The following is a 15523-nucleotide window of genomic DNA, read 5'->3' as shown; positions in this document are numbered from 1 at the left end:
ATGGGCGCTTCACTTAGCGAAATTAAATCAAAAATTGCTTCAACCGAAAAAACAAGTCATATCACTGGTGCCATGCAAATGGTATCTGCAGCGAAATTGCAAAAATCAGAAAAGATTGCGAAAACTTATCAGGTTTATGCAGATAAGGTGCGTCAAGTGACAACCGACTTGGTTGCTGCAGATCGTGGCCCTTCTAAAAATCCGATGATGACTAAACGTCCCGTTAAGAAAACAGGATATTTAGTTATCACTTCAGATCGTGGCCTTGTAGGAGGTTACAACTCTAATATCTTGAAGTCAGTCATGAATAAATTACGTGAAAAACACCAGGGACCAGAAGAATATTGTATTCTTGCTTTAGGTGGAACAGGAGCTGATTTTTTCCGCTCTCGTAACGTAGAATTATCTTACGAATTACGTGGTTTGACTGACCAACCAAGTTTTGAAGAAGTTCGTGAAATTGTACGTCAAGCTGTATCTCGCTATCAAAATGAAGAGTTTGATCAACTCTATGTTTGCTACAATCACCATATCAATTCATTGACAAGTGAAGCACGCATGCAAAAAATGCTTCCGATTACATTTGATGAATCAGAGGAACCAGAAGATGAAGCACCAGTATCATTGGTGAGTTTCGAACTGGAACCAAGCCGCGAAGCTATTTTAGATCAACTTTTACCTCAATATGCTGAAAGCATGATCTATGGTGCGATTGTTGATGCTAAAACAGCTGAACATGCTGCTGGTATGTCCGCAATGCGTACAGCTACAGATAATGCTAAAACAGTGATTAACGATCTGACAATACAATATAACCGCGCGCGTCAAGCAGCAATTACACAAGAAATTACGGAAATTGTTGCAGGAGCCTCAGCGCTTTAAGCACGTGGTAACCTTTCTTAAAGAATTAAAGACAGAAAAATAAACTAGGAGGAAAAATATTGAGTTCTGGTAAAATTACTCAGGTCATTGGTCCCGTTGTCGACGTTGAATTTGCGTCAGGCGCGACTCTTCCTGAGATTAATAACGCACTCATCGTTTATAAAGATGTAGACGGCGTTAAAACTAAAATCGTCCTTGAAGTGGCGTTGGAACTTGGTGATGGTGCCGTACGTACCATCGCTATGGAATCAACTGATGGCTTAACACGTGGACTTGAAGTTCTCGACACAGGTAAAGCAATTAGCGTACCTGTCGGTCAAGAAACACTTGGACGTGTCTTCAATGTACTTGGAGATGCTATCGATGGTGGCGAAGCGTTTGCTGAAAATGCAGAACGCAGTCCTATCCATAAAAAAGCGCCATCTTTTGATGAACTTTCAACAGCAAATGAAATTCTTGTTACAGGGATTAAAGTTATTGACTTACTTGCCCCATACCTTAAAGGTGGTAAGATTGGCTTGTTCGGGGGTGCCGGAGTTGGTAAAACCGTTCTTATCCAAGAATTGATTCACAATATTGCCCAAGAACACGGTGGTATTTCCGTATTTACTGGTGTTGGGGAACGTACTCGTGAAGGGAATGACCTTTACTGGGAAATGAAAGAATCAGGCGTTATTGAAAAAACAGCCATGGTCTTCGGTCAAATGAATGAGCCACCTGGAGCACGTATGCGTGTTGCTCTTACTGGTTTGACAATTGCTGAATATTTCCGTGATGTAGAAAAACAAGACGTTTTGCTTTTCATTGATAATATCTTCCGTTTCACCCAAGCCGGTTCAGAAGTATCTGCCCTCTTAGGACGTATGCCATCAGCCGTTGGTTACCAACCTACGCTTGCAACCGAAATGGGTCAACTTCAAGAACGTATCACTTCAACAAAACAAGGTTCTGTAACTTCTATCCAAGCGATTTATGTCCCAGCCGATGACTATACTGACCCTGCGCCAGCAACAGCCTTCGCTCACTTGGATGCAACAACAAACTTGGAACGTCGTTTGACACAAATGGGTATCTACCCAGCCGTTGATCCATTGGCTTCTTCATCACGTGCGCTTACACCTGAAATTGTTGGTGAAGAACACTATGCAGTAGCTATGGAAGTACAACGTGTGCTCCAACGTTATAAAGAATTACAAGATATCATTGCTATTCTTGGTATGGATGAATTGTCTGATGATGAAAAAGTGTTGGTTAACCGTGCACGTCGTATCCAATTCTTCCTCTCACAAAACTTTAACGTTGCCGAAACATTTACTGGTGTACCAGGATCATATGTACCAATTGAAAAAACTGTTGAAGATTTCAAAGCGATTCTTGACGGTAAATACGATTCAATCCCAGAAGATGCTTTCCGTGGTGTAGGTCCAATCGAAGACGTTCTTGAAAAAGCTAAAAAAATGGGTTATTAAGATAGGAGGTTGCTGAAATGAGTGAAAATGTCATGGCTATTCAAGTCATCACTCCTGCGGGTGTCGTTTATGATCACCATGCAACCTACATTCTTGCGCATACGATTGGTGGAGATATGGGGATTTTACCCAACATGATTTCCACAATCGCTGGTTTACAAATCAGTGAACTTAAGGTGCGCCGTCCTGATGATGTGAAGCACGTTGATTATATTGCTGTTAATGGCGGTATTATTGAAGTGAAGGATAGTATGATTACAGTGATCGCAGACTCTGCTGAGCGTAATCGTGATATCGATGTTCCACGTGCCGAACGTGCAAAACTTCGTGCTGAAAAAGAGCTTGAAGAAGCTAAAGCGGCACATAAGACTGATGAAGCTAAACGTGCCGAAGTTGCACTTCATCGCGCGATTAACCGATTGAATGTATCGAAACACAATTAATAAAAGAATAAAAAACATCCTAAGGATGTTTTTTTTGTTATTTAATATAAATGTAACAAAAAACAGCAAATTAAAATGTTAAAATGTAAACAATAAGTCTTTTTTACTGTTTGATGAATAAATAGTTACGGATGATGGACTTTTGGAACAATTTAGAAATGTAGTGTTGAGAAGAGAGAGGGAATTATGGGAAAGGAGGAAAGTGTGGCATTGGATCATTGCCAAGAACTGATGGAAATAGTCGAAACAATAGAAGACAAACTCCATCAACTTGAAGTTATAAAGATCGAATTTCGTCAAGAAATTCAGTACAAAATTAATTACCGCTCGGCTTTACTTGCGTTCAGCTTTCCTGTCCTTATCTTAGCTTTTTATATTATAAACGATTTTTCTTTTATACATGGTCATGGGCAACTGGATCGTTCCGCTTTAGAAACCTTCTTAATCACGTTTATGTTGAGCTTTGCCTTATGGGCTCTGGGAATTTTTCTAAATGATATTTTCAAAAAGATATTTGGAAGTAATACACTTCCCATTGGTCGAAAAGCTCTTGTTAAGCAACTTTTTCCTAAATACAATCAAAAAAGTCAATGTCTGATTGATAGTCTAGAGGAAACGTTGGGATCTGAGACTTTAACAAGTACTGAACTTCCTGAAAAGTATCTGAATGTCAAGAGCTTGAACTATATTATTGAGGTCTTAAGTGTAGAAGATGTTCAAACTTTGCATGAAGCAGTTGAACTATTAGAGCTAGAAATAAAAAATTCTCGTGTTGAGCAAAGTTTACTGGCTGAGCCAAGTATCCGTCGAGCGCAAGAAGCGATAGCAATCCAGCATACGTTCAAACAAGGTGTATAGTAGAAATAATGAGAAAGGAGGCAAAAAGCGAATGAGAAAGAAAAGATATTGTATAATTTTAGCAACCACCATAGTATTAGGGCAAACAATCATTCTGAACCCGAGCCAAGCTTATTCTGCATCAGTTTCACGTGTCCAAGCTGAAGAACTGCAGGACAAAAGTGCTGAGGATCCGATAACCGAGGAAGCAAATACAGGCGGCGGATCGACAACACCTGAAAACCCTCAGCCTATTACGCCGACAATGCCTCCAATCGTGCCAGAAACACCAGACATTACACTTCCGCCAGTAACTATAGGTGAACCTGTTCCTATTACGCCAACAGTCCCCATAATTCCGGATAATACTCTTCCTTTGGTACCAGTAGGCGAACCTGTGCCGATTACACCTACAGCACCTCCAATTGTACCAGAGCAGCCGGATAATAGTTTACCTTCAATTTCACTCACAAGACCAGAAAAAGGAGAGGTACAGAAACCAGAGTCGGATACAGAAAAAAATCAACCCCTTAAAAATCTGGAAGCATATAATCAAGATAAAAAGGGTACAACAGAAGTTACCCCAGCAGAAACTAGAGAGCCACAAGAAATAGTAAATAAGGAGACAACTACTCAAGTTTCTACCAAAGGAGAACTTCCTTATACCTGGGGGGAAGCAAATATCCCACTGATGTCACAACATACCTCTGTCAATTCCAATTCACGTGATGATGTGGACAAGGATGCTGCAACGCGTAAACATGCCATAGCTGTGCATGCAGCCGGGACAGGAGGAGTAGTTACAGGAATAGGAACCTCTGTACTCCTTCTCGGAATCCTCAAGAAAGCCAGTTGGCTAAAACAATTCTTTGGTAAATAAAAGAAAAAATCTCTGAAAAAAGGGATTTTTTTTGATACAATGAAACAAACAATGAGGAGAAATCCTCTAAAATTTAAAGGAGATTCAGATGCGTAAAGTAGGTATAATTGGGTTAGGGAATGTCGGAGCAATGATTGCTCAAATGATTGTTCAAGCAGGCTATGTTGATGAATTAGTCCTTATTGATAAAAATACTGCAAAATCTAAAGCTGAAGCTTTTGACATGCTAGATGCAGCTAGCCTACTCAATAGTCATACGAAGATTACTGTCGGCGATTATCCAGATCTTTCTGATGCAGAAGTCGTTATTTCTGCTTTGGGCCATATCAAAGCTCTTGATGCCCAAGATCGTTTCCAAGAGTTGAAAATTAATACACCCATGGTCAAAGCAGTGGCAGATGAAATTAATGCTTCAGGCTTTAATGGTGTTTTCTTAATCGTAACCAACCCTAATGATGTGATTGCACAGCTTTATTCACAAGCTCTTAACCTTCCCAAAAACCAAGTTTTTGGAACAGGAACATATTTAGATTCGGCTCGTTTGCACCGTTATATTGCTGAAGAAGCAGGTGTAGATGCGAGAAGTGTGAGCGGCTATATGCTTGGTGAACATGGTGATTCACAATTTGCAGCGTGGTCAACAGTAAATATTGGTGGCGTACCATTTGAAAGAACAGCAGTGACAAACAATTTTGACCTTGAAAAAATCGAAGATTCAGCACGCCATGGCGGTTTTGTCGTATATGAAGGAAAGGGCTATACGAACTTTGCTATTGCTGCAGCTTCAGTGAGTCTAATGAATCTCATTTTATCTGATGCCAAAGCAGCTGTGGTCTGCTCGCATTACGATGCTGAACTTGATGCGTATTTGTCAACACCAGCACTTGTTGGACGCGATGGTGCACAAGCTTATCCTGGATTTATCGAAAGTATCAGCAAAGAAGAAGCGGATAAATTGAAAGACTCAGCACGTGAGATTCAAGAAAAAATCAAAAAATTTAGCTAAAAATACCCTATAGATAGAAAATCTCTTATATAAGAAGAGGTTTTTTTCTCTGTTCAATTGCTTTGAAATAAAGTATAATTAAAGATATATATATAATAGAAGATAAGGTGAGTTCATGGTTGAGGTTTATTTGGTAAGACACGGAAAAACAATGTTTAATACAATCGGCAGAGCCCAAGGTTGGTCGGACACACCGCTCACTGCTGAAGGTGAACGTGGTGCTATGGAGCTAGGGCTAGGCTTCAAAGCTAAAGGGTTGAAGTTTGATCGAGCTTATTCTTCTGACTCTGGCAGAACAATACAAACGATGGGCTTTATCTTGGAATACTCCGAGAATAAAGATATTCCTTATAAGATGGACAAGCGTATTCGTGAATGGTGTTTTGGTTCTTTTGATGGGGGATATGATGGCGAACTCTTTGATGGGGTTCTTCCTATTATCTTTGCTGAAAAAGGTATGCAAGAGACAGGAAAGTTCCCTTCAGATGAAGAACTGGCGCGTGCTATTTATGAAGTCGATACTGCAGGATGGGCGGAAACTTGGGAAGAACTCTCTGGACGTATTATGAATGGCTTTTCTGATATGGCAACTGAAGCAGAAGCAGCGGGAGCGAAAAATATCGTCATAGTTAGTCATGGGATGACGATTGCAAGCTATATCAAAATGCTTCGTCCAGATAAAGAACGTCCGCATAATTTGGATAATGGTTCCGTGACACATCTGACTTTTGAAAATGGAAAATTTGAAGTAGGAGATATCGGATCGATGGAGTATCGCAAACTTGGAGCAGAAATCATAAAAAATGCAAAGAAGAACTAAAAAAAGAAAACTCAAAAAAAGTAGAGTAATCGGAAGTTTCATTATTCTCTTGGTCTTCATTGGACTATGTGTATTTGCTGTAAGTAAACTCAAGACACAAGTCACGAAAAAAACGGCTGAACCAAGACAAACTTCATCTTCAAGTTCGCCAGCTGAAAGTAAGGCAACTGATTTACCGGAAGCTCATCGTTCTGACTGGAATCTTGTTCTGGTAAACAGGGAAAATCCAAAAGAGGAACTCTCCCCAGAGCTTACAACTGTTGGCACTGTGCAGGTTGATCAACGTATCGCAGATGCTCTTGTTAAATTTTTAGCAGCAGCGCAAGCTATTGATCCCTCAGAACACTTGATTTCGGCATATCGCTCAGTGGCTTATCAAGAACAACTCTTCAATACTTATGTGGAAAATGAAATGGTTGGTGCTGCAGGATCAGTCAATAACACAGGGCAACCTATATCTCGTGAGCAAGCTGAAACTAATGTTAAGACTTATTCACAGCCTGCAGGTAGCTCAGAGCACCAAACAGGCTTAGCTGTTGATATGTCGACAGTAGATGCTTTGAACCAAAGCCCTGAAGATGTAGTCGCACAAGTGAAGAAAATTGCGCCTGAGTACGGTTTTGTACTTCGTTTCCCGGAAGGCGGAAAAGCATCCACTGGTGTGGATTATGAGGATTGGCATTTTCGTTATGTAGGTGTGGATAATGCCAAATATATGACAAAACACAACCTTACACTTGAAGAATATTTGAAGTTATTGCCCCAGTAAAATAAAGGGCGTTAAAAGGAGTCGCACAACAATGTTGAATAAAGCCTACTTGATTTTATATGCTAATATTGCCTTATTTCTCTATACTTTAATGATTATTGCACAACGGCTTTTAGCATCACCCAATACCTTTACGACGGTTTTTCAAAATACAAGCCGCACAATAACGGGATTTATCAATAAAACTCTGGCTCCAGTAGCCCAATGGCAAAATATAATAGAAATACTCTTGGTCTTCCTTCTCATCTTACTCATACTCCGCTTTTTCAGTGTGGGACTATGGATTTTAGAGATAGCGGCTGTGCTGGTAATTGTTGATTGGGGCTATCAATATCTCATGCATCAGCAAAATCTAGCGCTATTATTTCCACTAGCTGTCATGCTTGTTAGTCTCTTTAGCATCCGTTTCATTGCTAAAGAAGTAGGATTTATTTAAAAAAACCAAAAATTAGCACTCTATAAAAAAGAGTGCTAATTTTTGGTTTTTTTGCTTGACAAGATAGGAGATAAGGGTTATAATAATATTGTTAGCACTTGAGGGTGGTGAGTGCTAAAAGCGAAGAAAGGAGACAAAGATGATTACAGAACGGCAACAACAGATTTTGGATTTGATTGTCTCACTTTACGCTAAAGAGCACACACCCGTTGGTTCTAAAGCTTTATTGGAACAGATTAAAGCATCAAGTGCGACAATCAGAAATGATATGAAAGCCTTGGAAAATCTTGGACTCATTCAAAAAGAACATACATCAAGTGGGCGTGTTCCTAGTATTTCAGGTTACAAATACTTTGTAGAAAATGTATTGCGCTTGGAAGAATTTACACAAAATGATCTTTTTCAAATTATGAAATCCTTTGATGGTGAGTTTTATCGCTTATCGGATTTATTTGAAAGAGCAAGTGAAGTTCTCTCAAGATTGACCGGCTTAACTTCTTTCGTACTTAATGTTCCTCAGAAAGAGCAAGTCTTACAGTCCTTTGAACTTGTCACTTTAGATAATCACTCGATGTTGACAGTGATGACCTTAGCGACAGGCGAACTTCGGACAAATCAGTTTGTACTCCCCAAAAGTATGAGTGAACATGACTTGCAAGTCTTTACACAGTTGATTAAAGAACGTTTAGTGGGTAAGAAAGTTCTTGATGTGCATTATGCGTTGAGGACGGATATCCCACAGATAGTACAGCGTTACTTTAAAACAACTGGTGATGTCTTGGAGCTCTTTGAATCCGTCTTTGCAGATTTGTTCACAGAGCATTTGACAAGTAGCGGACGTGAATATGTCTTTGATTTTGCCACAGACAATCTTTCTGAGCTTTATAAAATTTTAAGCGATGATACACGTATGGCTCAAGAAATACGAGAATTAACAAGTACAGATGAGATGCGTTCGGTTGTCATTGACAATATGTCTTATTTTGCTAACCTAACGTTGATCAGTCAAAAGTTTGTTATTCCATATCGTGGTTTAGGAACGCTGACAGTCATTGGTCCTGTAGAACAAGATTATCAGAAAACCTTGAGTACACTGGACTTACTTGCGAAAGTCTTAAGTATGAAACTCATGGACTACTATCGTTACCTTGATGGTAACCATTATGAGATAAGTTAATATATGAAATTATTTAAAAGAAAAGGAAACAATATGGCTGAAGAAAATAAAGAAGAATTAAAGAAAAAAGATCAGGAAGAAGAAGTTGTCGAAGAGCTTACTGAAGAAGCACTTGAAGATATCGTCGAAGAAGAAGTTTCTGAGCTTGATGCAGCTGTAGCAAAGGCTGAAGAATGGGAAAATAAATTTCTCCGTATTAGCGCAGAAATCCAAAATATTCAACGCCGTGCCAACGAAGAACGTTCTAGTATCTTGAAATATCGCTCACAAGATTTGGCGAAAAAGATTTTGCCAAGCTTAGATAACTTGGAGCGTGCACTTGCTGTTGAAGGATTAACAGAAGATGTCAAAAAAGGTTTAGAAATGACGCGAGAAAGCTTGATCAACGCACTTAAAGAAGAAGGCGTTACAGAAGTCAAAGCAGACGGAGCCTTTGATCCAAACTTCCATATGGCTGTGCAAACTGTCCCAGCTGATGATGAGCATCCTGCAGATTATGTCGTTCAAGTCTTCCAAAAAGGCTACCAAATCCATGATCGTATCCTTCGTCCAGCAATGGTCGTTGTTGCACAATAAGAAACAAGAAGTGACCGAAATGTCCTTAAACTATAAGAATAGATAAAAACAATAAAATAAAAAAAGAGGTAAAGCATATGTCTAAAATTATTGGTATTGACCTTGGTACAACAAACTCAGCAGTAGCAGTTCTCGAAGGAACTGAAGCAAAAATTATTCCAAATCCAGAAGGAAATCGTACAACACCATCTGTTGTCGCTTTTAAAAATGGTGAAATTCAAGTTGGTGATGCTGCAAAACGCCAAGCTGTAACAAACCCAGATACAATCATCTCAATCAAATCTAAAATGGGTACAAGTGAAAAAGTTTCTGCCGGTGGTAAAGAGTACACACCTCAAGAAATTTCAGCAATGATTCTTCAAAACTTGAAAGCAACAGCTGAAGCATACTTGGGCGAAAAAGTTGAAAAAGCAGTTATTACAGTCCCAGCATACTTCAACGATGCACAACGTCAAGCAACAAAAGATGCTGGTAAAATCGCTGGTCTTGAAGTAGAACGTATCGTTAACGAACCAACAGCAGCAGCTCTTGCTTACGGTATGGATAAACAAGACAAAGATGAAAAAATTCTTGTCTTTGACCTTGGTGGTGGTACATTTGACGTTTCAATCCTTGAACTAGGTGATGGTGTCTTCGATGTATTGTCAACAGCAGGTAACAACAAACTTGGTGGTGATGACTTTGACCAAGCCATCATTGATTACATGGTCGCAGAATTCAAGAAAGAAAACGGCATTGACCTTTCACAAGATAAAATGGCCCTTCAACGTTTGAAAGATGCAGCTGAAAAAGCGAAAAAAGACCTTTCAGGTGTAACTTCTACTCAAATTTCATTGCCGTTCATCACAGCTGGCGCTGCTGGCCCACTTCATTTGGAAATGACACTTACACGTGCTAAATTTGACGAATTGACTGCTTCATTGGTTGAAGCAACACGCGAACCTGTACGTCAAGCCCTTTCTGATGCTGGTCTTTCAACTTCTGATATCGATGAAGTTCTTCTTGTTGGTGGTTCAACTCGTATCCCAGCAGTTGTTGATCTTGTTCAAAAAGAAACAGGTAAAACACCAAACAAATCTGTTAACCCAGACGAAGTTGTTGCTATGGGTGCAGCAATCCAAGGTGGTGTCATCACTGGTGACGTTAAAGACGTTGTCCTTCTTGACGTAACTCCACTTTCACTTGGTATTGAAACAATGGGTTCTGTATTTACAAAACTTATCGAACGTAATACAACAATTCCAACATCTAAATCACAAGTCTTCTCAACTGCAGCAGATAACCAACCAGCAGTAGATATCCACGTCCTTCAAGGTGAACGTCCAATGGCAGCAGATAACAAATCATTGGGTCGCTTCCAATTGACAGATATCCCTGCCGCACCACGTGGTGTGCCACAAATCGAAGTCACATTCGACATCGACAAAAACGGTATCGTATCTGTTAAAGCAAAAGATTTGGGTACGCAAAAAGAACAAACAATCGTTATCAAATCTAACTCAGGTCTTTCTGACGAAGAAATTGATAAAATGATGAAAGATGCTGAAGCAAACGCTGATGCTGACGCAAAACGTAAAGAAGAAGTAGACACACGTAACGAAGCGGATGCTCTTGTTTTCCAAACTGAAAAAACAATCAAAGAACTTGAAGGTAAAGTTGACGAAGCAGAAGTTAAAAAAGCAGAAGATGCTAAAGAAGAGTTGAAGAAAGCTCTTGAAGGTGAAGACATTGCCGATATCAAAGCTAAATCAGAAGCACTTAGCGAAATTGCGCAAAATCTCGCAGTAAAACTTTACGAACAAGCCAGTGCTGAACAAGCAGCCGCAGAAGGACAAGAAGCTGGATCAGAAGAAGGTCCTAAAGATGACAATACTGTTGATGGTGACTTTGAAGAAGTTAAATAAAACCGTAGTTCATAAAATAAAAAAGTTCGAGATATTGATGCTCGGCTTTTTTATTTTTTTCTGAAAACCGTTTCATTTGTTTTCAATCTCATAAAATAGGATAATAAAAATAAGAAAGAGAACCTGGACGTGATAGAAAGGAGGTTGGCATGCTTAAGATTTATACCATCTCCTCTAATCAGGAGACGAAAGCAGTAGAGAGCTGGCTCTATGCCCATAAAGTCAAGTTTGTCGAAGTTGATCTTCTCAAAGAACTGGTTTCGACTGAGGAAATTCTCCGAATTGTTTCTTTAACTGAACATGGAGTTGAAGAGATTATCGCAACAGAAACTCGGGCTTACACACGTTTGAACCTTAATTTCAATGACTTGAAGTTAGAAGATTTTATGGAGCTGTTAGAAGAAAATGCTACTCTATTGAAAGTTCCACTTATGTTGGATGAAAAACAACTTCAAATCGGTTTTGATGAAGATAAGATGCAAAGGTTTTTAGAAAAGCCAAGTAAAAAAGTTACTGACATAGAACAGCAAGAATTGCAAACAGGCTAGGTTCTCTAAAGAGCAAAGGAAGCGTAATTCCTGGCTCTTTTTTTATTTAAGGATAGTATATGAAGGAAATCTATATAAATTTCTTTCTTTTTTTTTGTAGTTTTTGGAAGTTTTTGATTGACTTTGAAAGAAAATGGTGTATAATATAAATGTAAACGAATTCAGGGGGAGGGTCATATGCTCGCGACGGAACGCAAGGAAAAAATAATGAGCTTGCTCAAAGAGCAAAGAACAGCGACTTTAGAAGAACTTTCAACAATAACTCAAGCTTCTGTCTCGACATTAAGGAGAGATCTCAATGAGCTTGAAGAAGAAAACTCCTTACGTCGTGTTCATGGAGGCGCAGAACTCCAACAAGATCTTTCAGAAGAGTTATCTATCTTTGAGAAATCTTCCAAAAACGTTCAAGAAAAAGAAAAAATCGCAGCTATAGCTTTTGAAAAGATAAAAGAAGGCGACATTATTTACTTGGATGCTGGAACTACAGTTGCGCCACTTTGCCATTTGCTTAATCAGTCGGGCAAGCGTGTCACTATCGTGACCAATTCGATTAGCCATTTACCAAAATTAACCAGTGAAAACCTCATTGTTTATTTGCTTGGTGGTCGAGTGAAACGTCAAACTGATGCCATCATTGGCAGTTCGGCCATCGCTCAACTTAGTACTTACCGTTTTAATCTTGCATTTATCGGAGCCAATGCTTTTGATGAAGAACTGGGGGCTATGACACCGGACAGTGAAGAAGCAGCGATTAAGACACAGGCCATTCGTCAAAGCCGGACAAGCTATCTCCTCCTGGACAGTAGTAAAATCGGTCAAACAAGCTTTGTTAAGTTTGCAGAAAGTGACCAAATAAAACTTATAACGGAGAAATTATGATATACACAGTAACACTAAATCCAGCATTAGATTATTTCATGGATTTTGATCAGGCTAAACTTGGACAAGTCAACCGAGCGACAGAAACGCGTATGCTTCCTGGTGGTAAAGGGATTGTTGAAAGTCGCATGATGTCCCTTTTAAAGGTAGAAAATACGGCTCTTGGTTTTCTTGGTGGCTTCCCTGGGAAATTCATTCAAGATTATCTTGAAAATATCGGAAGTCAGTCCGATTTTACTCCAATTGCAGGAACAACACGTATTAATACAAAAATCAAAGTCAATGCGCAAGAGGAAACCTCCTTTGATGCTGCTGGACCAGACTTATCAGATGCTGAAATTCAGGCCTTCCTAAGTAAATTTGACGATCTACAAAGTGATGACATTGTCGTTTTTGCTGGTACTATCCCTAAAGCTTTAGGGGAAGACTTCTATGAAGTTTTGATTGAGAAAGTAAAAGCCAGAGGCGCACAGTTTGCTATTGATGTTGACGGACAAAAGTTGCTGAAAACATTGAAATATGAGCCACTCGTCATCAAACCTAATCGTGAAGAGTTGGAAGAAATCTATTCTGTTAAGTTTAAATCCAAAGAAGATATTATCCCTTATGGTCAAAAACTTTTGGCAGAAGGAGCACAAAATGTCATGATTTCTATGGCAGGTGATGGTGCTTTACTCTTCACAGGTAAGGAAACTTATTTTGCCGCTCCAATCAAAGGAGAGTTGAAAAACTCTATCGGTGCAGGAGATTCAACAGTTGCAGGTTTCCTGGCCGAGTGGAGCCGAAGTCAGGATACTTTAGCAGCCTTTAAACAAGGTGTTGCCTGTGGTACAGCTAAGGTTTTCTCAGAAGACATGCCGAGTGAAAGCTTCTTAAAAGAATGCTTTGAAAAAGTAACAATCGAAAAAATAAACGAAGATTAGAAAAGAGGAAGATTATGGAAATCAAAGATTTACTCAAAACAGAAGTCATGATTTTGGACCTTCAAGCAACGACTAAGGAAGCTGCCGTGGATGAAATGGTAAACAAGTTAGTCGCAGAAGGTTACGTCAGTGATTTTGATACATTTAAAGCTGGAATTATGGCTCGTGAAGCGCAAACTTCAACTGGTTTGGGCGATGGTATTGCCATGCCACACAGCAAGAATAAAGCTGTCAATGAAGCTGTTGTCCTATTTGCAAAATCAAATACAGGTGTGGATTATGCAGCCCTAGACGGACAACCTGTCAATCTTTTCTTCATGATTGCAGCACCAGAAGGCGCAAATGACACACACTTGGAAGCTTTAGCACAACTTTCTAAGTTCCTCTTGCAAGCTGGATTTACAGACAAAGTAAAAGAAGCAAAATATCCGCGTCAAGTGTTAGAGCTTTTCTCTGAAGATACAGAAGAAATTGAGCAAGTCACTGATAGCGAGCATTATGTTTTAGCCGTAACAGCATGTACGACAGGTATTGCACATACTTATATGGCTGAAGAAGCACTTAAAAAACAAGCTGCTGAAATGGGCATCGCCATCAAAGTTGAAACAAATGGGGCGCGTGGGATTGACCACAAGCTGACTGCTGAAGATATTCAAAAAGCTGACGGTATCATCGTTGCAGCGGATAAGAAAGTGGAAATGAACCGTTTTGCAGGGAAACCGATGGTGCAAGTTCCTGTCGCTGCCGCTATTCGTCAACCCGAAGAACTCATTAATAAGGCAGTTTCTGGTAATGCACCAAAATTTGAAGCTGATGCCGCTGATGAGGCAAAAGAAGAAAGCTCTGGCGGTATTGGTAAAGCTTTCTACAAACACCTTATGGGTGGTGTATCTGCAATGTTACCATTCGTCGTTGGTGGTGGTATCTTGATTGCTCTTGCCTTCTTGATAGACCAATCAATGGGTGTGCCTAAAGATCAATTGGCCAACCTTGGTTCTTATCATCCGATTGCGGCTTACTTTAAAAATATCGGGGGCGCAGCCTTTGCTTTCATGCTTCCAGTCCTAGCTGGTTTTATCGCCAACTCAATTGCAGATAAACCTGGTTTAGTTGCAGGTTTCGTTGCGGGTTCAATGGCTGCCTCTGGTCTTGCCTTTGGCAAACTTGATCCAGCTACCATGATTCCATCAGGTTTCCTTGGCGCTTTAGTTGGTGGTTTCATTGCTGGTGGTGTCATTATCCTCTTGCGTAAGCTCTTGACTGTCTTGCCTAAATCGTTAGATGGGATTAAAGCAATCTTGATTTTCCCACTTTTAGGGACATTCATCACAGGATTGCTCATGCTTTTCATCAATATTCCGATGGCAGCAATCAATACAGGCCTTTCAAACTTCTTGAACAGCCTTAATGGAGCATCAGCTTTAGTTCTTGGTATTATCGTTGGTGGTATGATGGCAGTTGACCTTGGTGGACCAATTAACAAAGCTGCTTATATCTTCGGTACAGGAACATTGGCCGCAAGTGTTGCTACTGGTGGCTCAGTCGTTATGGCAGCAGTTATGGCTGGTGGTATGGTTCCACCTCTTGCAACTACAGTTGCCGTCCTCTTCTTCAAAAATAAATTTACAAAAGAAGAACGTCAATCAGGTTTAACAAATATTGTTATGGGACTTTCATTTATTACAGAAGGTTCCATCCCATTTGGTGCTGCTGACCCAGCACGTGCTATTCCTTCATTTGTTGTTGGTTCAGCCTTAGCAGGTGGACTCGTTGGTGCGGCAGGTCTTAAATTGATGGCACCACACGGCGGTATCTTCGTCTTAGCTCTAACAAATGGCCCACTTTTATACCTTCTCTTTGTTTTGATTGGTGCTCTTGTTTCTGGTTTGATGTTCGGTTATTTGAAAAAAGAAAAATAGTATTTTAAATAACAAAAAAGCTTGAATTTCAGCAACAAATCTGTTAGAATATTAA

The 15523-nt window shown here is 39.8% G+C and carries 16 protein-coding genes; all 16 read left to right on the top strand.

Features of this window, described 5'->3' with window-relative positions:
• On the top strand, positions 1-882 hold the full coding sequence (locus tag BZZ03_RS02235) for a F0F1 ATP synthase subunit gamma (RefSeq protein WP_061413587.1): 882 nt from the start codon (positions 1-3) through the stop codon (positions 880-882).
• A 59-nt stretch (positions 883-941) separates the two neighbouring features.
• Entirely contained in the window at positions 942-2351 is a 1410-nt protein-coding gene (gene atpD, locus BZZ03_RS02230; RefSeq protein ID WP_004259151.1) for a F0F1 ATP synthase subunit beta, read from the top strand.
• 17 nt (positions 2352-2368) lie between these two features.
• Entirely contained in the window at positions 2369-2794 is a 426-nt protein-coding gene (locus tag BZZ03_RS02225; protein WP_019292091.1) for a F0F1 ATP synthase subunit epsilon, read from the top strand.
• A gap of 186 nt (positions 2795-2980) precedes the next feature.
• On the top strand, positions 2981-3652 hold the full coding sequence (locus BZZ03_RS02220) for a hypothetical protein (protein WP_061413586.1): 672 nt from the start codon (positions 2981-2983) through the stop codon (positions 3650-3652).
• Positions 3653-3683: 31 nt separating this feature from the next.
• On the top strand, positions 3684-4511 hold the full coding sequence (locus BZZ03_RS02215) for a hypothetical protein (RefSeq protein ID WP_086582296.1): 828 nt from the start codon (positions 3684-3686) through the stop codon (positions 4509-4511).
• A gap of 88 nt (positions 4512-4599) precedes the next feature.
• On the top strand, positions 4600-5517 hold the full coding sequence (locus BZZ03_RS02210; protein ID WP_086582293.1) for a lactate/malate family dehydrogenase: 918 nt from the start codon (positions 4600-4602) through the stop codon (positions 5515-5517).
• A 115-nt stretch (positions 5518-5632) separates the two neighbouring features.
• Positions 5633-6337, top strand: a complete 705-nt coding sequence (locus BZZ03_RS02205) for a histidine phosphatase family protein (protein WP_019292087.1) — start codon at positions 5633-5635, stop codon at positions 6335-6337.
• Entirely contained in the window at positions 6321-7106 is a 786-nt protein-coding gene (locus BZZ03_RS02200; protein ID WP_086582292.1) for a M15 family metallopeptidase, read from the top strand. The genes BZZ03_RS02205 and BZZ03_RS02200 overlap by 17 nt, the downstream gene beginning before the upstream one ends.
• 31 nt (positions 7107-7137) lie before the next feature.
• Complete coding sequence (locus BZZ03_RS02195) at positions 7138-7542, top strand: hypothetical protein (protein ID WP_061413578.1); 405 nt, start codon at positions 7138-7140, stop codon at positions 7540-7542.
• A gap of 139 nt (positions 7543-7681) precedes the next feature.
• A complete protein-coding gene (gene hrcA, locus BZZ03_RS02190) occupies positions 7682-8719 on the top strand; it encodes a heat-inducible transcriptional repressor HrcA (protein WP_086582289.1) in 1038 nt (345 codons plus the stop codon).
• A gap of 3 nt (positions 8720-8722) precedes the next feature.
• Entirely contained in the window at positions 8723-9295 is a 573-nt protein-coding gene (gene grpE / locus BZZ03_RS02185) for a nucleotide exchange factor GrpE (protein WP_269843654.1), read from the top strand.
• A gap of 77 nt (positions 9296-9372) precedes the next feature.
• Positions 9373-11199 (top strand): molecular chaperone DnaK, encoded by a 1827-nt coding sequence (gene dnaK, locus BZZ03_RS02180; RefSeq protein ID WP_004259123.1) that lies wholly within the window; start codon positions 9373-9375, stop codon positions 11197-11199.
• Between the two features lie 149 nt (positions 11200-11348).
• On the top strand, positions 11349-11747 hold the full coding sequence (locus BZZ03_RS02175) for a Spx/MgsR family RNA polymerase-binding regulatory protein (RefSeq protein ID WP_086582285.1): 399 nt from the start codon (positions 11349-11351) through the stop codon (positions 11745-11747).
• A gap of 177 nt (positions 11748-11924) precedes the next feature.
• Positions 11925-12626 (top strand): DeoR/GlpR family DNA-binding transcription regulator, encoded by a 702-nt coding sequence (locus tag BZZ03_RS02170; RefSeq protein WP_086582283.1) that lies wholly within the window; start codon positions 11925-11927, stop codon positions 12624-12626.
• The gene (gene pfkB, locus BZZ03_RS02165; protein WP_019292080.1) at positions 12623-13549 is read left to right on the top strand and encodes a 1-phosphofructokinase; all 927 of its coding nucleotides are present in this window, start codon (positions 12623-12625) and stop codon (positions 13547-13549) included. The genes BZZ03_RS02170 and pfkB overlap by 4 nt, the downstream gene beginning before the upstream one ends.
• Positions 13550-13563: 14 nt before the next feature.
• Positions 13564-15468, top strand: a complete 1905-nt coding sequence (locus tag BZZ03_RS02160; protein WP_086582281.1) for a PTS fructose transporter subunit IIABC — start codon at positions 13564-13566, stop codon at positions 15466-15468.
• Positions 15469-15523: the final 55 nt, after the last annotated feature.

It is taken from the genome of Lactococcus petauri, assembly GCF_002154895.1.
Taxonomy (GTDB): Bacteria; Bacillota; Bacilli; order Lactobacillales; family Streptococcaceae; genus Lactococcus; species Lactococcus petauri.
Note: the sequence above shows the minus strand (reverse complement) of the source record. Positions and strands in the feature narration are given on the sequence as shown.